At 47.9% G+C, this 20,710-nt stretch carries 14 protein-coding genes; 9 read left to right on the top strand and 5 right to left on the bottom strand.

Going from position 1 to position 20,710, the window contains the following annotated elements; genetic code table 11:
• Nucleotides 1-4: 4 nt before the first annotated feature.
• From B2U97_RS05125 to B2U97_RS05115, 3 genes are all read left to right on the top strand, one after another.
• Entirely contained in the window at nt 5-667 is a 663-nt protein-coding gene (locus B2U97_RS05125) for a response regulator (RefSeq protein WP_011233358.1), read from the top strand.
• Nucleotides 658-2,001, top strand: coding sequence for a histidine kinase dimerization/phospho-acceptor domain-containing protein (locus B2U97_RS05120; RefSeq protein ID WP_286823155.1), 1,344 nt, complete (start codon nt 658-660; stop codon nt 1,999-2,001). Before B2U97_RS05125 ends, B2U97_RS05120 begins: the two co-directional genes overlap by 10 nt.
• 93 nt (nt 2,002-2,094) lie before the next feature.
• Nucleotides 2,095-2,604, top strand: coding sequence for a cytochrome b (locus B2U97_RS05115; protein WP_011233360.1), 510 nt, complete (start codon nt 2,095-2,097; stop codon nt 2,602-2,604).
• Here the strand turns inward: B2U97_RS05115 and B2U97_RS05110 are convergent.
• Together B2U97_RS05110 and B2U97_RS05105 are read right to left on the bottom strand one after the other, a co-directional pair.
• Nucleotides 2,599-3,657, bottom strand: a complete 1,059-nt coding sequence (locus B2U97_RS05110; RefSeq protein ID WP_286823156.1) for a helix-turn-helix transcriptional regulator — start codon at nt 3,655-3,657, stop codon at nt 2,599-2,601. The two genes, B2U97_RS05115 and B2U97_RS05110, sit on opposite strands and share 6 nt — an antisense overlap.
• Complete coding sequence (locus B2U97_RS05105) at nt 3,638-4,543, bottom strand: GGDEF domain-containing protein (RefSeq protein WP_011233363.1); 906 nt, start codon at nt 4,541-4,543, stop codon at nt 3,638-3,640. The genes B2U97_RS05110 and B2U97_RS05105 overlap by 20 nt, the downstream gene beginning before the upstream one ends.
• 202 nt (nt 4,544-4,745) lie before the next feature.
• Here B2U97_RS05105 and B2U97_RS05100 point away from each other — a divergent pair, with 202 nt between their 5' ends.
• Together B2U97_RS05100 and B2U97_RS05095 are read left to right on the top strand one after the other, a co-directional pair.
• On the top strand, nt 4,746-7,286 hold the full coding sequence (locus tag B2U97_RS05100; RefSeq protein WP_286823157.1) for a TonB-dependent receptor: 2,541 nt from the start codon (nt 4,746-4,748) through the stop codon (nt 7,284-7,286).
• A gap of 29 nt (nt 7,287-7,315) precedes the next feature.
• On the top strand, nt 7,316-9,124 hold the full coding sequence (locus tag B2U97_RS05095; protein WP_286823158.1) for a phytase: 1,809 nt from the start codon (nt 7,316-7,318) through the stop codon (nt 9,122-9,124).
• 42 nt (nt 9,125-9,166) lie between these two features.
• On the opposite strand, the gene B2U97_RS05090 is transcribed toward B2U97_RS05095, so the two are convergent.
• Entirely contained in the window at nt 9,167-9,817 is a 651-nt protein-coding gene (locus B2U97_RS05090; RefSeq protein ID WP_286823159.1) for a class I SAM-dependent methyltransferase, read from the bottom strand.
• Between the two features lie 208 nt (nt 9,818-10,025).
• On the opposite strand from B2U97_RS05090, the gene katG reads away from it, so the two are divergent.
• Nucleotides 10,026-12,203, top strand: coding sequence for a catalase/peroxidase HPI (gene katG, locus B2U97_RS05085; RefSeq protein WP_272988515.1), 2,178 nt, complete (start codon nt 10,026-10,028; stop codon nt 12,201-12,203).
• Nucleotides 12,204-12,287: 84 nt separating this feature from the next.
• On the opposite strand, the gene B2U97_RS05080 is transcribed toward katG, so the two are convergent.
• Complete coding sequence (locus B2U97_RS05080) at nt 12,288-14,483, bottom strand: TonB-dependent receptor (RefSeq protein ID WP_272988516.1); 2,196 nt, start codon at nt 14,481-14,483, stop codon at nt 12,288-12,290.
• Nucleotides 14,484-14,777: 294 nt separating this feature from the next.
• Between B2U97_RS05080 and B2U97_RS05075 the strand changes: the two genes are divergently transcribed.
• Both B2U97_RS05075 and B2U97_RS05070 read left to right on the top strand, forming a co-directional pair.
• Nucleotides 14,778-15,452, top strand: coding sequence for an SDR family oxidoreductase (locus B2U97_RS05075; protein WP_034819103.1), 675 nt, complete (start codon nt 14,778-14,780; stop codon nt 15,450-15,452).
• Between the two features lie 114 nt (nt 15,453-15,566).
• Nucleotides 15,567-17,468, top strand: coding sequence for a cytochrome c/FTR1 family iron permease (locus B2U97_RS05070; protein ID WP_011233374.1), 1,902 nt, complete (start codon nt 15,567-15,569; stop codon nt 17,466-17,468).
• A 114-nt stretch (nt 17,469-17,582) separates the two neighbouring features.
• Here the strand turns inward: B2U97_RS05070 and B2U97_RS05065 are convergent, their stop codons facing one another.
• A complete protein-coding gene (locus tag B2U97_RS05065) occupies nt 17,583-19,700 on the bottom strand; it encodes a TonB-dependent hemoglobin/transferrin/lactoferrin family receptor (RefSeq protein WP_011233375.1) in 2,118 nt (705 codons plus the stop codon).
• A gap of 139 nt (nt 19,701-19,839) precedes the next feature.
• Here B2U97_RS05065 and B2U97_RS05060 point away from each other — a divergent pair, with 139 nt between their 5' ends.
• The gene (locus B2U97_RS05060; protein ID WP_011233376.1) at nt 19,840-20,706 is read left to right on the top strand and encodes a heme/hemin ABC transporter substrate-binding protein; all 867 of its coding nucleotides are present in this window, start codon (nt 19,840-19,842) and stop codon (nt 20,704-20,706) included.
• The last annotated feature ends 4 nt before the right edge of the window (nt 20,707-20,710 follow it).

Raw genomic sequence — 20,710 nt, 5'->3', positions numbered from 1 at the left:
CCGCATGGAGTTGTTACTGGTTGAAGATGATGCGATGTTAGGACAGGCTGTGGAACTCGGCTTGTCCGAGCGTCAGTTCCTGGTTCAGCGGGTACGCACGGGAGCGGCGGCTATTAGCGAGTTAAACCGAACTCACTACGATGCTGTTGTTCTGGATTTGGGGTTGCCGGATTTAGACGGAACCCGCGTTTTGGCCAGCCTCAGAAAAAAGGGTATGACGTTGCCTGTATTGGTTCTGACAGCGCGAGATCAATCCAGTGAAATTGTAAAGCAGCTGGATAACGGCGCTGACGACTATATGATCAAACCGTTCGATATGAACGAACTGGCTGCCCGTCTGCGCGCGCTGGTTCGTCGCCAGCGCGGCTATGCTTCCCCGGAGTTAAAAGTGGGTGATATTGTTTTGGACGACGCTAACCATAGCGTTGTTGTTGAAGGGCTGGCTGTTAACCTCTCCCGCCGCGAATTTGAGCTACTGAAAGCATTAATGTCCGCACCGGAACGTGTGCACAGCCGTGACAAGCTCGAGCAGGTTGTGTTTCAGAATGAAGCTCAGGTAGAGAGTAACGCGCTGGAGGTTCATGTGCATAATTTACGTAAAAAGCTGGGCCATAAAGAGTGGATTCAGACTATTCGCGGTATTGGTTACCGACTGCAATGCAATTAGTTAAGCGTGTAAGGCACAAGCTAAACTCTATTCGTAGGCGTATTCTTGTCGCTGTATCTCTTTTGTACCTTGTCAGTTCAACCTTGTCAGCAGTATGGATTTACTTTGAAGTGAGCCATGAGGTTGATGAACTCTTTGATGCGGAAATGCTGCAGCAGGCAAAAACCTTATCTGCATTTATGTCCGTGAATTCCGAGCGCTTGCCTGAAGCCGGGGTGATCATTGAATCAATCGGTGCGCACAACTATGAAGATAAGCTGTCTTATAGGATAGAAAACACTGAAGAGCTGCTTCTTATGCAAACTGAAGGCGCCCCGGATGCCAGTGCTTTTGAGTTTATCCCGGGTTTTTCAGTTAAGAGAGTGAAAGACGAACTTTGGCATGCATTTGGCTTAGAGAACGCAACTGGACAGCGAATACTAATGTTGCAGGAAGACGGCTTTCGTTCTGAACTTAGAATGGATTTAACCGTCGATACAGTTATTCCGATATTACTGATTTTACCTTTTATGCTTTGGTTGGGATGGTGGACCATCAACCGGAACTTCTCCAGCTTTAATCGCTTGGCTGGTGAGTTAAGGCGTAAACGTGCTGACGACTACACCGCCTTTGTTGAAGATAACGACAGAGAGGAAGTTGCATTAGTAAAACGTTCTTTAAATCACTACATAAATCGTATAGAGCAAACGTTTTTACGTGAGAAGCGTTTTTCCGCAGATGCAGCTCATGAGCTTAGAACTCCTTTGGCCAGTTTGAAGGCTCAGATTCAGAGTCGACTTGGGAGCGCTACCTCAGAGCAGCAGAATGAGCTTCAGCCTCTGCTAGACAGTACCGAACGGTTGGTTAAATTGGTTGAAAGCTTATTGCAGTTGTCTAAAGCTGAGCTGCCACCTGAACAGCTAAAGCAAGTGAATGTTGCCAGTGTTCTCAGGCAGGTACTTGCCGACCAGTACGTCGCTGCGGAATCGAAGGGGCTGAGCTACCATGCACAACTTCCTACTGTGTTTCAGCAAACAAGTGATGAAAGTTACCTCTATCTTTTGTTTGCTAACGCACTGGATAACGCAATTAAGTATGCGGTTCCGGGCTCTCATATCGGAATCGAAGTCACCGAAAACCAGATATTTGTTTGTAACCGCGTCGCTGCAGACCATGTTATTGATATTGACCGAATTACCGAGCGGTTTTATCGCGGAAAACAGCTAGATGTTGAGGGCTCCGGACTGGGTCTGAGTATTGTGAGGAATTTGGCCGAGCAACTCGGCGTTCAGATTAACTTTCGACATATCGATGATGAGTTCTGTTTTATTGTAACTTTTGATACGGATCAATAAGCGGCTGTATTCCCGGCGTTGAGCGCATAAGCTTAATATTTCCTTAAGGTAGTGTGCCTATACTCAAGTCATTAAACACCTTTTGGAGTTGTTATGGATATTCGATATTCGGGTTTGTCGCGAATAAACCACTGGTTCAGCGTGATCTTTGTGGTTGTCATGCTGACTCTGGGTTATATGATGTTTTTTGCAAATGACAGAGCCTCTGGCTCATACGCCGAAGCCGCCCATATTGGCGTTGGATTTTTTGCCTTCTGGTTTTTGCTCTGGCGCACAATCTACCGTTTAAAAATGGGTTTCCCTGCGCACAAAAAACAAGATAGGCGCCACGAATTTGCCCGAGTTGTTCACTATTTGATTCTACTCGGGCTGACACTATTGATTATTACCGGTCCCTTGTATTTGTTTACCGAAAATGAAGGACTGGCGGTGTTTGACTGGTTTACCGTTAATCTTGATCTCACTGCTCTCAGTATTGTTCACGAACCGGCGGAAGAAGTGCATAAAATTACCGGCCTTTACGTACTGCCGGTTTTGCTTGTTGTGCATATTGCGGGTGCTGTTGTTACCTACTTGTCAGATGAGGGAGCAGCCCGATCATAAAGCTGAATTGGAAATAAATAGCGCAGATTGCTGCTGGCGCAGCTCTTCCGGGACAATACCCAGCCAGCGTTTGCAGGCGCGTCGAAAGTTGTTGGGGTTACTGTACCCCAGCTTCTGCGCAAGCTCGACATTGCTGTAGGGGTGTTTTTGCAGCAGGTTCAGCAGTTTGTGTAGACGCACCAGGTCATATATTTGCTGAAAGCTGTAGCCATGACTGGCCAGCAGACGTTTGCACGAGGAAAGGCTAATGCCAATTTCAGCCGCCAACTCGGTTAGCGAGGCGTCATGGCCCGTTTCGAGCTGATAATCCAGCCACTTAAAAACGCTTAGCATGACAGAAGCTCGCGCCTGTGTCTGATGCTGCATCTGACAAAAGCTAAGTGCCTGATGATATTGGGCTAAGTTGCGCTCAGGCGAATGTTCCTGAAGCTGTTCCGCCGGAATAGAGAGTCCACAAATAGGGCGTGAACTCACCTTTTTTACCCATTTTTTCCAGGTGGGTAAGGGCGAAATATCATCAGGCAGAGCAACATGCCACTGGTTAATAGCTAAGCCTCGAGCTCTGCCCAGCATTAAAAGTATTGCTACACCAATTTTGCAATTGGCAGAATAGCAGAGTTGATTCATTTTCCCTGACAGCCCCTCAACCGGAATAAAGTCCAGTTGTAAGTAATTTTCAAAGCGTTGGGTAGGGGTAAATAAAAAGGGCTGTAGCAGGCTTTGAAAGCGCGACAAATGAATAAGCGCCTGCTTTAGTGTTTTTGCGTGAACGGTCAGGTCAATCAGTGGGTTAAGTCTGTCACTGAACAGTGTTTCTACAACCAATTGCCATAAGTGCGGGTCGTTAATTTTTTCTTCAGCAGACGCCAGTAACAACAGCATTTCATGATCGGTGAGCCGAAAGTTATTTATCTGCAGTTTTTGTTCAGATAATGAGGTGCCCCTGAAAAGCTCCGAAGAGGAAATGCCGCGCCTCTCGGCAAGCGGCAGCAGCGCTCGTATAAAGGGTTTACCAAGCAAACGGCGTTGGTCGTTAGTTGGCCAGAGGCGCATAGTGAGTCATCTCCTCAACTTGCGTGTGTAATGCGGTGATTGCATCAACAGCCGAGAGTTCTTCAACGCGGTGAGTATGCACTTCCACACTCATGTAATTGGGTAACTCAAGTTCGGAGTTTAGGTTCTGAGCTATAACCTTCATTAACCTGTCCGCCTGAGACAAGCGAGTTTGCGGAAGCAGTATTAAGAAATGGTCACTGTGTTCCCGACACAGACAGTCCTGAGGCCTTAGCAGTAACACCATTAACTCGCTGGCCTGATGCAGGAGTTCGTCTCCGGCTTTTGTACCCATTTCATGATTATACTGGGCGAAGTTTTTGAAATTAACGCTAACCAATACAGTCGACTCTGCATCAGTACTGTTTTGTAACGCTATTTCCCGTTCAACCAGCTTGATAAAATAAGGGGTGGTGTATAGCGAGGTTAAAGGGTCGACCCACTGGTGAGACCGAAGGTTCTTTTCGCGTACCATAAGTTGTCGCGACAGCATTTTGTTTTCACGCCGCCATTCAGCTGCGGCAAAACTAATGATAATAAGCCCCACCGGAAGCGGAAAGGACTCCAGCCAGCTTAATAACCGCAGGGCATCGGGATAGCGAAAAAATTCATCTAGTACGTCCAGCGTCATGGAAAAAATAAGTAATAGACCACCGCTGTAAAAGAGGTTGGTTACATTACCCCGAGGCCGGTCAGTAACCATAAATATGACAATTAAAATGGTCAGGAACAGGGTCGAGCCCTCACCAAGAATGTCCAGCGGATCAACGATTTCATAGGGTTTAACGACACCCAGTTGACTGCTAAGCAGCAAACAAAGCAGAACCACTACGGCAATGAGCAGAACTCGCCAGTTGCTGATATAGCGTAAATTAATCAATTGCATTGAAGTCTCCGCATATCTCGGCATTAGAACAAAGACACTTTAACCTCCGGTTGTGACAGTTTGGTGACGCCGGTTTCGCTTTCTGAGCTTAACTGACCCGCATCAAAAGAGCTCATAAGCGGGCGATATGCATCCTCATATTGTCACTTTTTGCTTTTAAGGTATGTCGCATCAATCAAAAAACGACAGGGTTTGAATGATTATGAAAAAGACATATTTAGCTTGGCTTATTGCCGTTTCATGTGGTGCTACATCCCCACTTATGGCTCAGGAAGCGCAGGACCAGAGCGCAGATAAAACAGCCGAAGAAAAGCGCATTGAAGAGGTGCTTACTATTGGCTACAGCGACTCAATAAAACGTGCCGTGCAAGAGCAGCGAGAGTCCGGCGGTATTATCAATGTTCTGAAGAAAGATGACATGGGTAAGCTGCAGGACGACAGCGTTAGTGATGCGTTGCAGCGCATTCCTGGTCTATCTGTAGAACGCGACCAGGGTGAAGGACGCTTTATTCGCATTCGTGGTTTAGCCCCCGATTTAAACTCGGTTTCATACAATGGCACCTCGCTGGCCGCTCCTGAAGCCGGACGCCGAGCCGTGGCGCTAGATGTTATTCCGGCGGATTTGCTGGAATCGGTTGTGGTTAATAAAACCCTGACGCCGGATATCTCAGCAGGCAGCCTTGGCGGTAATATTGAACTGCAAAGCATGACGGCCTTTGACCGTGAAGGCTCGTTCTATTCTTTTACTGCTGATGTTGGTTATAACGAGCAGGCCAGCGAAACGAACCCAAAAGTTTCCGGTGTTGTCAGCAACACCTTTGATGTTGGCGATAAAGCGGACAGTTTTGGTATCGCCTTTGCCGGTAGTTATCAGGATCGCTCATTTACTACCGACAACGTTGAAACCGGCGGAAACTGGGACTTGGATGAACCGGGTCTGGAAGAATTTGAGCAACGCGCCTATTCGGTTACCCGTGAGCGAACCGGCTTAGCCTTAAACCTGGACTATCGTCCTTCCGATGATTCTGAATTCTATCTGCGCTCGCTGTACAGTGAGTTTGCGGATACCGAAATTCGTCAGGGTATTGTGACTGAATTTTCTGATCCAATTGGCGCAGAAGCTAGTGCTGGCGGCGAAATTGTTCGTGAGCTTAAAGACCGCAAAGAAACCCAGGAAATTACAGCGATTGTGCTGGGCACTAAACAGAAATTTGATGACTGGCATGTCACTTTGGAGGCAGGTACCAGTAAAGCCAGCGAAGATCAGCCTTTTGCTATTGGTGGAGCCAAGTTTACGCAGGAATTTGACGAAGGCCTGGGCTACTCAGGTCTGAAACGCTTGCAACTGAACGCGCCAGATACTGCATATCAGGCGTCAGAATATGAAATTGATGAAGTGGAAGTGAGTGACGCCTACACCGAAGAGACTGAAAAGAACGTTAAGCTGGATGTGGCTTATGACTGGTTACAACCCAGCTATCAGGTTACTTTTAAAGGCGGTGTTAAGTTAAGCCAACGCGAAAAGTCCGCAGAAGAAAACATCTTTATTATGGAAGACTTTGCTGACCTGGGTGTTACCGGATTAACGCTTGCTGACTACGAAACGTCGTCAAATGTTGAGTACGGTCTGGACAGATTTGGCCCCGGCGCTTCCGCCGGCAAACTTTGGGACATGATTAATACCTTCGAGTTACAAAACTTCCGGGATGAAGTTGAATCGAGAATCGCCTCTTACGAAATTGATGAAGACATCAGTGCCGGTTACCTGATGGCCGACATGGGCTTTGGTAAGTGGCAGGTTATTGCTGGCGCACGTTATGAACATGAGGAGCGCGAAGGACGCGGTAACCGTTATGACGACGAACTGGAAACCTTTACACCAGTTTCGGATAAATTCAGCGATGCAAACTGGCTTCCTAGTGTGGTGACGCGCTACGACTTAAGTAATGACACTATTATTCGTGCGGCATACAGCACCGGTCTTGTCAGACCTAACTTTGAACAGGTTAGATCCAGCTATTACCTGGAAAATGACGATGGCGACCTGAAAGCTGAATTCGGTAACCCGGATCTTGAACCATTAACCACGCAGAACCTCGATTTTGGTATTGAGCATTATGATGACACTCTGGGTGTTATTTCCGCCATGGCCTTTTACAAAGACATTAAAAACTTTGTCTATGAAGCCGATGTTGCCGGTCGTCCGGGTTACGAAAACTTCGATGAAGCCGTCACTTATATCAACGGTGATGACGCTTACGTCTACGGTTTAGAAGTCAACTTTGTGCATCAGGTGTCTGGTTTTAATAACTGGCTGGATAACTTCTTAATCAATACCAACCTGACTTTCACTGACTCGGAAGCAACGGTTGACTGGATTGACGATGGTCAGCTTGTGTCACGCGACATTACGCTGCCGAGCCAGTCTGATACCACAGCAAACTTTGCGCTTGGCTACGAAGTTTATGATGTCAGCTTACGTTTGGCAGCGAACTATAAGTCAAAGTATCTGGCTGAGCTTGGTGACGTTGAAGACAGCCGTTACGACATTTACGAAGACGACAATCTGACTCTGGACTTTTCCGCGAAATGGCTCATTAACGACCATGTCAGCCTGAGCTTTGCGGCCAACAACATTACCGATGAACCCTACTATGTTTACACCGGCCAGAAGCGATACAACGCACAGTACGAAAGCTATGGCCGCAGCTTCACTCTGGGTGTGCAGCTAATTAACTGGTAACACGGAATAACGGTATTTAAAGGATAACCATGAGAAATAAAATGATTTTAAGCGCAGTAGCATCAAGTTTGATGCTACTTGCCGCTTGCGGTACGTCAGCGACAGAGACCAATGTTCGTCATAAAGTCGCACTGAATAATGACTACCTGAAAGTCACTGCTGACGGACTCAGTCTGGGTGATAAACGCGTTGCCGAAGGCGATTTTTTCCACCTGCGGACTCTGCCGTTAAGTAACGGTGAAACCCTGATTGGCGCAATGGAGGGCAACACTCAGGAGCTTATTCTCTGGCGTGCCAGCGGCAAAGCTATACAGCCGGTGTGGAAGGGCGAAATTACCAGCCGCGTGGTAGAGGATATCTGCTTTTACGAGAGCTACGAAAACCAGCAGCTGTCTGTATTTCTGCTTGGCGGCCGTGGCGGTGCAGAACAGCGATTGTTAAAGCAGGACGAAAAGTGGCTAAAAGAGCCGCTGGTTATACGTAATATGAACGTACCTTTTGATAGCACGGCTTGTGTTGTATCGAATGCGGAACAAAAGCTGTATGTTGCCGAAGCGGATCAGGCTGTGTGGGCGTATAACGCAGAGCCGGAAGTTGATCAGGGGCGCGACTTAATTGCGGCAGCCAAACCTTTTGGTGTTATTGAAGGCGAAGTGAAAGCGCTGGAGCTGCTTGATGACGGCAGTTTGCTGGTGCTTGAAGAAGAGCCGCCGCGGTTGCTGGTGTATCGTCAGAATGAGCAGGGTTTTAAGTTTGATAAAGCCTTTGCAATTGACGACGCTGAAGCTTTAACCGATGTGTCTGATTTAGGAAATGGCGAGCTATTGCTGACAGAAGAAGACATGACCGCAACGAGCAAGCTGACAATTGATACTCTGGAGTCAAAACAGCGTTCGGTTAAAAAGCCGGTGTCTCAGGTTGAGGCAACACTGCAGACTGAACCCTCACCGTTACGCGGAGATGCAATTGATGATCCTGCTGTTTGGGTACATCCGGAAGCCCCTGAGAAAAGCCGCATTTTGGCTACAGACAAGCGCACAGGTCTCTATGTTTATGACATGTCCGGTAACATTGTTCAGGAACTCCCTGTAGGCCGGCTGAATAATGTCGATGTCCGTGGCTCCTGGGCAGTTGCTTCCTTGCGTGACAATAACAGCCTGCAATTGTTTGATATTAACGCAGACGGAAAGCTTTCGGTTGGTACTAATGCGCTTACCGATATTGACGAAATTTACGGTCTTTGCATGGGCTACAATGAGTCGACAGAACAGACCTCCGTTTATGTAAACGGCAAATCCGGCGTTATTCAGCAGTTTGTTATAAGCAACGACGGCAAGATGGAAAAAGTTAGAGAGTTAAGCGTTCCTTCTCAGCCTGAAGGTTGTGTTGTCGATGATAAAACGCAACGTTTATTCGTTGGTGAAGAGGACGTTGCAGTATGGTTATTTGATGCTGCAGCGGATGGTTCAACCTCCGGTGAAGCCATTATTAATGTTGACCAACATGAAGAGCTGGTTGACGACATTGAAGGTGTTACCTTCGCAAATGTTGATGGCAAAGATTTATTGTTTGTCTCAAGTCAGGGCAACGATAGTTACATTGTGTTCGAAGGGCAGGCGCCTTGGCCGTTGCTTTCGCATTTTCGTATTCGCACCAATACCGAGTTAGCTATTGATGGCGCATCAGAAACCGACGGTATTGACGTAACAACTCGGTCTTTGGGTAAAGGGTTTGAGCAAGGCGCGTTTATGGTTCAGGACGGACGTAACCGTATGCCGGAAGCGGGTCAGAACCTTAAACTGGTGCCGTTAGAGAATATTCTTAAAACCATTAAGTAAGTAGTTACTTCTTACACACTTACTGACAAAGCCGTCCGGTAGTTAACGCTGCCGGGCGGCTTTGTTCTTAAACAAAATGACTCGGTCGCTAACTACTTCAATGCGTAACTGGAAGCGTTGTGCTATCCATTGCATGGTTTTTGGTGTGTAAAAGCTGATATGGGTGGGGTCCCCTTTGTAGCTCCACAGGTTAAAGTCGTCAGCCGTTTCTTTTGTGAACATGCAGGTCATTACTCCCAGCCAGCCGCCGGGTTTGATCAGGCCAAATAACTGCGCCCAGCTCTTATCGGGCTCCCGAAAATGTTCTGCTACTTCGGTGCAGGTGACAAAGTCATACTGACGACTCAGCTGACCGATATCCGGCGCGTAATAGATGTCATAAACAGACATCTTCATCCCCTGCTCTTCGAGCATCAAATTCAATGTCGGACCCGGGCCGGAGCCAAAATCGAGCCCCTCCATACCCGGAGACAGTTTATCAAGTAAAGGGGTTGCCAGGTTATTTAAAAACTTACGGTAGCCAACATCGTTTGGGCCATTTTCATGATAGTCGTAAATGAGCTTCTCTTCGGCTTGAGACAGCAGGGTGTCAGGGTCTGCGAAAATAAGATCGCACTCCGTGCAGCGAAAATACGGACGCTTTTTATCTGCACAAAAAGGCTTGGATATTGAGGAACATAGAGTACATTGCATGGGGGTATGCTACCTCAGGTCCTCAACCTATGCTAGATCCAAAGATACTTCACCAATCTCGGGGGCATTCCGATCTTTCCCTCTATTTTTCGTGTATCTATAAAACCTATCAAAGCAAACGAAATCTTACCTTTGAGTAAATAACCGGGCGTTGCTATAACTTACATAACGAATATTCAAATTGAGCACAGAAAATAAGGAAGGCTAAATGACTAAATCAAGTGGTGGCGGTAAATGCCCTATCATGCACGGCAGCATGACCTCTGAGAAAAAGACGAACACCCACTGGTGGCCAAACTCGCTGAAGCTGGAAATTCTGCGTCAGCACGACACCAAAGCGAATCCAATGGATGATGACTTTAACTATGCAGAAGAATTCAAGAAGATCAATTTAGAAGAGTTAAAGCAAGACCTCAAAGATCTCATGACCGACAGCCAAGAGTGGTGGCCGGCAGATTGGGGTCACTATGGTGGCTTAATGATTCGTATGGCTTGGCACTCGGCCGGTTCTTATCGTTTAGCCGATGGTCGCGGTGGCGGCGGTACGGGTAACCAACGCTTTGCGCCGTTAAACAGCTGGCCGGATAACGTAAGCTTAGACAAAGCGCGTCGCTTATTGTGGCCAATTAAGAAAAAGTACGGCAACAAATTGTCCTGGGCCGATCTATTCATTCTGGCCGGTAATATGGCTTATGAATCGATGGGTCTTAAAACCTTTGGTTTTGCCGGCGGCCGTGAGGATATCTGGCACCCTGAAGAAGACACTTACTGGGGCAGCGAGAAGGAATGGCTGGCGGAAACTAAAAACCGCTACAGTTCAGATGAAGAGCGCGATTCACTGGAGAACCCACTGGCTGCAGTACAAATGGGCTTAATTTACGTGAACCCGGAAGGCGTTGACGGTAACCCCGACCCACTTCGTACCGCAAAGGACGTACGCGAAACCTTTAAGCGCATGGCAATGAACGATGAAGAAACCTGTGCGTTAACTGCGGGCGGTCATACTGTGGGTAAGTGTCACGGTAATGGCAAAGAAGAAAACTTAGGCCCAGAACCTGAAGCGGCAGATGTTGAAGAGCAGGGCATGGGCTGGCGCAACAGTGGCGGCAAAGGCGTGGGTCGCGACACCATGAGCAGTGGTATTGAAGGTGCCTGGACGACCAACCCGACCCAATGGGATAACGGTTACTTCTACCTGCTGTTTAATTACGAGTGGGAGCTGAAGAAAAGCCCGGCCGGTGCGTGGCAGTGGGAGCCTATCGACATTAAAGAGGAAGATAAACCGGTCGATGTGGAAGATCCGTCCATTCGTCATAACCCAATTATGACTGACGCTGATATGGCGATGAAAATGGATCCGGACTATCGCAAAATTGCGGAGAAGTTCTACAAAGACCCAGAGTACTTTGCTGACGTATTCGCCCGTGCCTGGTTTAAACTGACGCACCGCGATTTAGGTCCCAAAGACCGCTACTTAGGTGCCGATGTGCCGGAAGAAGACCTGATTTGGCAGGATCCTATTCCGAAAGTGGACTACTCCTTAAGCGAACAAGAAATTGCTGATTTAAAAGAGAAGTTATTAAACACAGAGTTAACGTCTTACGAACTGATTTCTACCGCATGGGACAGCGCACGTAACTTCCGTTGCTCAGATTTCCGTGGCGGCGCCAATGGTGCTCGTATTCGTTTAGCGCCGCAAAAAGACTGGCACGGTAACGAGCCGGAAAAACTGCACAAAGTCCTTCGTGTACTGGAAGACCTGCAGTCTACGCTGGACAAGAAAGTGAGTTTAGCGGACCTGATTGTTTTAGGTGGTACGGCTGCCGTTGAAAAAGCCGCAAAAGATGCCGGTTATAACGTAACGGTTCCATTTGCGCCGGGCCGTGGTGATGCGACAGACGAACAGACCGATGTAGAAAGCTTCGAGCCTTTAGAGCCATTGCATGACGGTTACCGTAACTATCTGAAAAAAGATTACGCGGTACCGGCGGAAGAGCTGATGCTGGATCGCACCCATTTGATGGGATTAACGGCGCCAGAAATGACAGTTCTTGTCGGTGGTATGCGCGCTTTAGGCGCTAACTACGGTGAGTCTGAGCACGGTGTATTCACTGACCGTGTCGGTACGTTAACCAACGACTTTTTCGTTAACCTGACCGACATGAACAATGTCTGGAAGAAAGCGGATGACCACTACGAAGTTCGTGACCGCAAAACTGACGAACTGAAGTGGACAGCAAGCCGCATTGACTTAGTCTTCGGTTCAAACTCTATACTGCGCTCGTATTCAGAGCTGTACGCTCAGGACGACAATCAGGAGAAGTTTGTTAAAGACTTTGTGAAGGCCTGGACGAAAGTGATGAACGCAGATCGGTTTGATTTATAGTCTGACATCAGGTTAGTGGGCAATTACAAAGGGCGCTTGATATCGAGCGCCCTTTTTCTTTGAACCGTTTAAGCTTTTAAATGCTTAAAACTCTGCCTCAAAACCAACACCAATTACCCTTGGTGCGCCGAATATCGCTAGTGGAACGTCAGTTCGTGCGTATTCAATGTATCCTTTATCGAAAATATTGTTGGCGAAAATATAGGCCGACCAGTCGAATTTATCATAGCTGATTTTTGCGTTAAATAAGGTTCGTGATGACACTCTACTATCTGTCTCGCGAGTGGACATCAATACTGAGTCGCGGTAATTCGCATTAACGTTCACCGTCCAGTCTCGGGCAGGGTATAAATTTACGCCTAAAGCGGCCGTATGTTTGGGGGCATAGATAAATTCTGTTCCTGAAAAGTTTCGGACCTGAGCCCCGGCAATAGCCTCAAACTGGTCATACTGGGTTCTGGAATAAGAATACGAGCCGTACCAATCCATGTAGCTATTAACGTATTGACGTGCTTCCAGCTCCATGCCATATAAATGGGCTTTGCCGGCATTCACTGTGTGGCTATCAAAACTGTTTAGGCCAAAATTAGCGCTAACCTGTTTATCTTCCCAGTCAATGTAATAAAGGTTGCTGCTGACAAATAGACTGTTATCTAACAGATGACTGCGCCACGCCAGTTCGTAGTTTGTGGTGAATTCAGGGTCATAAGCAAAAACTTCTGCACGGGCAATATTGTAGGAGCTGCCACCGGAGCGGTAAGCACGCTGTACCGTTAAAGCCAGCGAATCGTTGTTATCGTAGTCCCAGCGCACCGCCAGCTTCGGCAAAAAGGCATTAAAGTCGCGGGTACTTTCGGGAATGCTGTTACCTGCGCGATCAACCAGGTTCAGTACTTCCTGATTGATGCCGCTGATAATGCTATGAGGGGCGGTGCCGGGCTCGCCGTAATTTGTTGGGTCGGGTAAGGTTCCGGCAAAGGCTGTTTCGGTGAGTGACTCGTAGGTATAACGTTCCGTGTCGTAACGAAAGCCGGCAATTAAAGCGATATTCTCCGCTAAAGCGTATTCAACGTCAGCAAATATGGCACGGTTGGTCGAGCGATCATAGACATCACTTTCATAATCAACAGGAATTAGAGGTAACTCCTGAGAGTAGCTGTTGGCAAATTGAGTGGCAGTGGTTTCATCCAGCCCCATATTTTTTAGTACGTCGACAATAGTGGTTACCGGAGTCGCAACGCCAGCCAATTGGTTATCCATTGCGTCTTTCTCACGGTTAGACCAGTAGCCGCCGAACAAACCATGAAAGTCAGGGTAATCAAAACTCAGCCGTATTTCTTGTGACTGGTTTTTATAATCGTGGTTCATCTCGCCGTAGCGTTCGTCTTTTTCTGTTAAATCAATATCATACAAGCGCAGGGAGTCGGAATCTGACTGAGAGGTGACAGACGCCAGCGACCAATGTTCACTTAGCTCGTAACTTAAATCTAATGACACAATGTCCGTTGTAATATCGGTCACATTTTCGTGATCGGAAGTGGCTACCCGGTTGTCATAATAATTCTCTACATCGTAGCGGGTATAAGAAAATCGGTAAGGGTCTTCGCGGTCGTCACGCATAAAGTTTAATTTAGCAGTGAAGTCTCTTAGCCCGGCTGGATTCCAGAGCACTTTAAGGCGAGTCACTAAAGAGTCGACGGAGTCTTCCATCTCGTTGCGTGTTATGTTTTTTGTATAGCCGTCAAAATCCCGTTTTTCGACAGCAACCCGGAAGGCGAGTTCGTCATCTATGATTGGACCGCCACCGGCAAACGCCAGGCGCCTGTCATTTGGGTCTGACCAAATAGCCCGGGTTTTCCAGGTCCAGTCCATGGTCGGATCCTGAGTACTGATAATAATCGCGCCGGCTAAGGAGTTTTTACCCTGAACCGTCGACTGCGAGCCGCGCAGAATCTCCACTTGAGCGATATCCCATAAGTCGGTTGGGCCAGCATCATTCACCTGGCTGGGTATGGCAACACCATCAACATAAACTGTCGCTAACGGGTTAGCTGAGCTACCTTCGTCACTAATACCGCGAATAGTAAAACCAGAGCCGCCGTAAGTCTCCGAAACGTTTGCGGTGCGGGTAATAATGTCACTGAGGTCGAGTAAGTTTTCCTGATCAATTTTTTGTGCCGTTGTTACGGCGACACTACTGGTTGTTTCTGACAGTGAACGCTCGCGTTTTTCACCCTGAACTTTAATAATTTCCAGGCCGTCCTTTTGCGATTGATCCATAGCGTCTTCTGCTGAAACAAGGGGAGGGGTAAAAGCAGCTCCAACAAAAATGAATGCACATAAACCTGTTATTATTCTTTCATTTTTTCTGGTCACTTTGTTGTTCTCCATGGTTTCGCTTGTGAGTCAGCCTTAATAAGAATGCTACTTTAATGTAAATGAGAATCAGTATCAATATCATGTTGGTTTTTTCTTCGAAAGGGTATAAAGCGCAGTGCGTTATTATCCGTTGTTGATCGCTAAGCAAACTAGAAGAGTACAATAGAGCTAGAAACACGAATTTAAGGAGGAAGTATGTCCAAAGTATTATTGATAACAGGTGCCTCAAGCGGCATTGGTGAAGCTACAGCCCGAAAAGCGGCGAAAGAGGGATTAAAGCTGATATTAACGGCGCGCCGAAAAGAAAAACTGGATGCGCTGGTTAAAGAGTTTGGTGCGGATAATGCCATTGGCGTAGCTGCCGACGCCGGAAATTATGACCAGTTAGCCGAGGCTGTAAAGCAGGGTGTTGATAAGTTTGGTCAGCTGGATGCGGTATTCGCTAACGCCGGAACCGGGGTTTCGACCGCCGGAACAGAAGAAGGCGACCCAGACGAGTGGAAGTCTATGGTGGATGTGAATATCAATGGTCTTCTGTACACGGCGAAACTGACCTTACCGCATTTACGTAAAACTACCGGTCACTTTTTAATGACAGGCTCTGCCGCCGGGCGAATTACGCTAAAAGGTTCGGTTTATGGTGCGACTAAGTGGTTCGTTCATGGCTTTGCCCAGAACCTGGCCGAAGAAATGAAAGAGTGGAACGGCCGCTGCACAACCATAGCACCGGGTATGGTCAATACGCCGTTCTTCGATGAACCTAAGCCGGACAAACTGGCTCCTGAAGACGTTGCCGATGCGGTATTGTATTCAATCAATGCGAATCCGCGTAATTGTGTGCGCGAAGTGTTCTTAATGCCGGCGTATTGATTTAGCTCATATTAAGAGACTTTAAAGACAAACAACAATAGTTATCATTTAATACTTCTCAAGGTTCCTGTATAATTTTAAGCCTGATTATGACATGAGCCTTGAGGAGTACTCGTGTTTTCCCGATTCTTTTTCCCTATTGCCTTAATAGGCACATTACTTTTCTCCGGTCAGGCTTTGGCCAGTTCTTCAGCGGATACTCAAAGTTCTGACATGCGTCAGTTATTGCAGCTGGCGGAATACGTTGGCGTAGATTATTCCGAAGCGGTAGCCAATGGTGAAGTCATTAATCCCGATGAATACAGCGAAATGACTGAGTTCGCCGGCCTTATTGGTGAAAAAACTGAACAGGCGCCGCAGGCGGTGCAAGCCGAAATGCGTCAGTTGGTGAACAAGCTCAAGCAGCTGATTCATGATAAAGCTGACCCGGAAGCGGTGGTTACGCTAACCAGTGAGCTAAGAAACACTCTGCTGTCGGCTTTGCCAAAGCTAAGCCTCCCGTCAAAGCTGGCAAGTGAAAAGCACGTTGAGCAGTTATTTCAACAAAACTGCTCCGCCTGTCATGGTGCTGCCGGTCAGGGTGATGGCCCTGGTGCTACCGGGCTGGAGCCTGCCCCCACTAACTTTACCGACCGTGAACGCGCCAATAACCGCTCATTACTTGGGTTGTTTGACGCTGTTTCCGATGGCATCGACGGCACGGCAATGGCGTCTTTTAGCCATTTAAGTGAAGAAGAGCGGTGGGCGTTAACTTTCTACGTGGGCAGTCTGGCGTTTAATGACAGTGCTGACTCTGAGCAAAAGGTGGCGCTGAGCGAGTTGATTAATTACAGCCCGAATACCTTACTGCAGCGCGGCATTTCGTCTAACGCTATTGATTACTCGCGCACTCACGCTCGTGATTACTTTTCTGAAAGCTCAGTAAACAGTCCTATTGCAATTGCCCGCACAACCCTTGGCCAAGCTTTAAAGGCGTACCAACAAGACAATTATAGCGAAGCTAAGCGGTTGGCTATTTCGGCGTATCTCGATGGTTTCGAGTTAGCTGAAAACTCCCTTAATGCCAAAGCTCCGGAGCTAATGCGAACCATAGAACGTGACATGATGGCGTTGCGTGGAGTTATCAGTAAACCCGGCAAGCTGCAGCAGGTCGAACAAATGACTGCGAAGTTGCAACAGGAACTGGATGTCGCGGCGAATACGTTGTCGGAAGATAAGCTGTCAGAATCCGCATTGTTTGCGGCAAGTGCCGTTATTCTGTTACGCGAAGGGCTTGAAGCCTTACTCATTGTTCTGGCAATTGGCACAGTACTGGCGCGCTCCGGACGCAAAGACGGACTGCGCTATGTGCACGCGGGATGGATCACGGCGCTGATTGCGGGTGTCGGCACTTGGCTGGTGGCGGAATACTTCATCAGCATTAGTGGTGCCAGCCGCGAGATTATTGAAGGTGGAGCCGCGCTGCTGGCCGCCGTCATACTGTTCTATGTGGGTTACTGGATGCACAGCAAAACCCAGTCGCAGCAGTGGCAACGCTTTATTCAGGAAAAAGTGCAGACTCAGCTAAAGCAGGGCGCTTTATGGGGTCTTGCCGGCCTTGCCTTTTTAGCTGTGTATCGAGAAGTGTTTGAAACCGTATTGTTCTATCAGTCTTTATTGTTGCAGGCGCAGGACAATGGCAGCAGTGTCGCCTACGGTTTTGTCTTTGGCCTGGTGGTTCTGGCGGTAGTGGCCTGGGCTGTCATTAAATACTCAGTCAAACTGCCAATGAATACGTTTTTCAAGTTCACAACGTACATTATTCTGGCTCTGGTCTTTGTTTTGCTGGGCAAAGGCGTTAGCGCCCTGCAGGAAGCTGCCTGGTTTAGTCATACGGCGTTTCCAGTGGATGTAACCTTCGACTGGCTGGGTATTTACGCCAGCTGGGAGACCTTAGGTGCGCAATTGGTGTATTTGATTCTTGTGATGGCTTTATTTAAACGGCAGGTTTCATCAAAATTGAATAAAGTCGTCTAAAAACTGTCATATTTAATCTTTAACATGCACCACAACTTAACATTGTTTGGTTATACTCCCTGGTTAAGTTTTTATGCCCCCAATATTTGGGGGCTTTTTTTTGGCTGTTTTAGACTAAAAAGTGTATTTCACCTGCACCCCAAACGAACGTCCGGGCTGACTGTACTGTTCCGTAGAGGCTTCGCTCTGAAGTCCTGCCACGCTCTGGTAGGGCACATAATATTTATCTGTTAAGTTACGCGCCGCAAGGTTAACTTGCCAGTTTGTCAGTGAGATACCGACCAGTATATCAACGGTTGCGTAGCCCGGTGTTTGAATAGATTCATCGGTTGGAACGCGACTCATGCTATTTACCGCAGTAACAACGCCGCGTACATACCAGTCATTGCCGTGGTAACCCACTGAAGCATTACCGGAAAGCGGTGACAGAGTGGTCAGGTAGTCGTCTGTTGTTTCATCCTTGCCGGTTGTGTAGGCCACTGACGAAGCCAATTGAATATTGTCATTCAGCCAGTGAGTCACTGAGGCTTCAACGCCTTTTATCGTCACTTCGTCCTTATTAACATACTGGTACTCGACGCGATCCACACCCGGAATGTAGGTGGGACTGGTTCCGACGACCTGAGTATCGATAAAGTCGTCAAACTTGCTGTAAAAGGCTGACAGATTCCAGCGAGTGTTGTTGTCCGCAAATTTCAGGCCGGTTTCCAGCGATCGGCTGCTCTCAGGATCTAAGTCGGGATTAGGCAATATGGCATAAAAAGGTTCGATACCATGGTTCTGGTAAGCCTGATCATGAGGTGGAATTTTAAAGCCTTCGGCGTATTGAACGTATCCTCGAATATCATTTGAGAAAGTGTATATAGCCGCCAGTTTAGGTGACAGAGCCGTTTCACGTACATCACTTAATAGCGACATATCGTAGAGTGCATTGTCTTGAGGCGTCATGCGGTAATGGTCGATACGGACACCGGCAATGAATTTAATTGGGCTATCTTTCAGTTGAATGTTGTCCTGCAGGAAGAGCCCGGCTAACCATGTTTCTGCACCAGGAAAAGCTTTTTGCGGTTCGTTGTCCTGCAGTAAGGTGCCGTCTGCTGCGGTGCGAGTTTTAAAGCGTGGTCGCTCAGTGTCGTAGTAGTCAACATCGAACCCAAATACCAGGTCTTGTTCCACTTGGTTGCCGGACAACAAGGTTTCGCCCTGCCAGCGGGCACCAATAATACGTTGTTCAAAGCCGTAATCGTTATTGTCGATATAAGGACCGCCCTGGTCCGCACCTTGCACTATCTGGTCACTGTTTTGCTCGTAATGACTCAAATACAATTGCCAGTTTTGGGTATCGGTCAGCCAGTTGCTGCTATTATTGAGATAGTCGATGGAAAAGGCGGTTTGTTTGTCTTCATCTTCGGTTTGCTCCGGCGGCTCCTGCAACTGCTCATTGTTTTGCTGGTAATGGTCCAGAGTAAACTTAAGTTCATTGTTATTCTCAAGCGCGATAGCCCACTTAGCCAGGACACCAACACTGTCGTAATCAAACTCCGGTAACGACTCCTCGTAGTTCTGGGTTTCGTTTCCTTTGCGGGCGGTGAGCTGAATGGATGCCTGTGATCCGGAAAACTGTTTTGCCGCCTGCACACCTAAACTGCGTTCGTCTGCAATGCTATCAAAACCCGCCTGCAGGGAGAGTGCGTTCGATTCACCTTGTAGCAAATCGTCAGGGTCAGGCGTAGTCAGAACAATAACCCCACCTAACCCGTCGGAGCCGTAAAGTGGCGATGCAGCGGCCTTAGCAACTTCCACCTGACTCAATTGTGAGACATCCAGGTAACCCCGGCCAACCAGATAGCCGCCACCGCCGGCATAGGCGTCGTTTAAGCGTCGGCCGTCTTTAATGTAGACCACCCGGTTACCGCCAATGCCACGTATTGACAGGGTTTGTGCCTGACCCTGACTGCCGGTTGAACTAATGCTGGGGTCATAACGAAAAATATCCGACAGACTGTTACTAACCTGAATATCAATTTCTTCGGCTGTCACCACGCTAACTGCACCGGCAACATCTTCCAGTTTTTCTTTACTGCGGGAGCCGGTTACTACCAGTATTTCATCGGTTTCCAGCGTGGGTTTTGCCAAGTCAGCTGCGTAAACAGTGGCTTGTAAGGTAGCGAAAATGGCTGTCGCCAATAAGCTTTTTGCAAAGCCTCGAGTTGTCTTATGTCTTTTATTCACTTTTCATCTCCAATCCTGATTAACACGTCGTATGAAAAAATCAATAAGATCTAAACGAAAATGATTTGCATTTGCAAGTGAAAGTTACTATTTTTGATTTAGGACAAAAAAGAAAATCTAATTCAGGAGTTTGATTGTGATGACAGGACGACAGTTTCTGGTTCATGCCGGAGCCGCTTTTCTATTGTTGTTTTCGTGGTTCGGCCAGGCTGAAGATACGCTGGATACGGACGTTAACCAGTTAATAACCGCAGGCGGAACCTTAACCGATATCGTGTTTGCGCTGCATAAAGACGACAGCCTGATTGGCGTAGATACTTCCAGCACTTCGCCTGCGGCTGTTAACCGGTTACCGAAAGTCGGTTACTACCGTAATTTATCCGCTGAGGGCGTTCTGAGTTTTGAGCCTGAACACCTGTGGGTGCTGGAAGGCGGCGGTAGCGATAAAGTTTTGCAGCAAATTGAGCGGGCCGGAGTTTCTGTGGTTGTATTTGATAAGCCGACGTCGCTTCAGGAGCTGTACGAGCTAATTGAAAACATGGCGGATCGCTTCGGTGCGCAAGCCGAAGGAAAGCAGGTGATTGCCGGTATCAAGTCGGATTTGACGACGACTAGCTCGCGTAAAGAGCCTTTGAAGGCTCTGTTCGTTCTGCAGGCGTCAGAGCGAGGCGTGGTGGCAGCCGGGACGGATACAGTACCGGATTTGCTTTTCAGTTACTCCGATATTAACAACGTGTTTTCTCACGTCGGATTCAAGACCGTTTCTACTGAATATTTACTGGCAGAACAGCCTGATTTTTTAGTTGCTCCTGAGCACGTGGTTAAAAGCCACGGCAGTAAAGAAGCGTTTTGTCAGGCGCAGGCACTTAAGCTACTGGAAGCCGGAAAAAACTGCCGGGTTTTGGTTATGGATTCGTTGCTGGCGCTGGGTATGACAACCCGCATTGCAGAGGCGCAACGAGTGGTTGCTGAGTTTGCCAATGAATTAGCGGCGGGCCGGGAGTAAGACT

Source organism: Idiomarina sp. UBA3176 (genome assembly GCF_002364295.1).
Lineage (GTDB): Bacteria > Pseudomonadota > Gammaproteobacteria > Enterobacterales > Alteromonadaceae > Idiomarina > Idiomarina loihiensis.
Note: the sequence above shows the minus strand (reverse complement) of the source record. Positions and strands in the feature narration are given on the sequence as shown.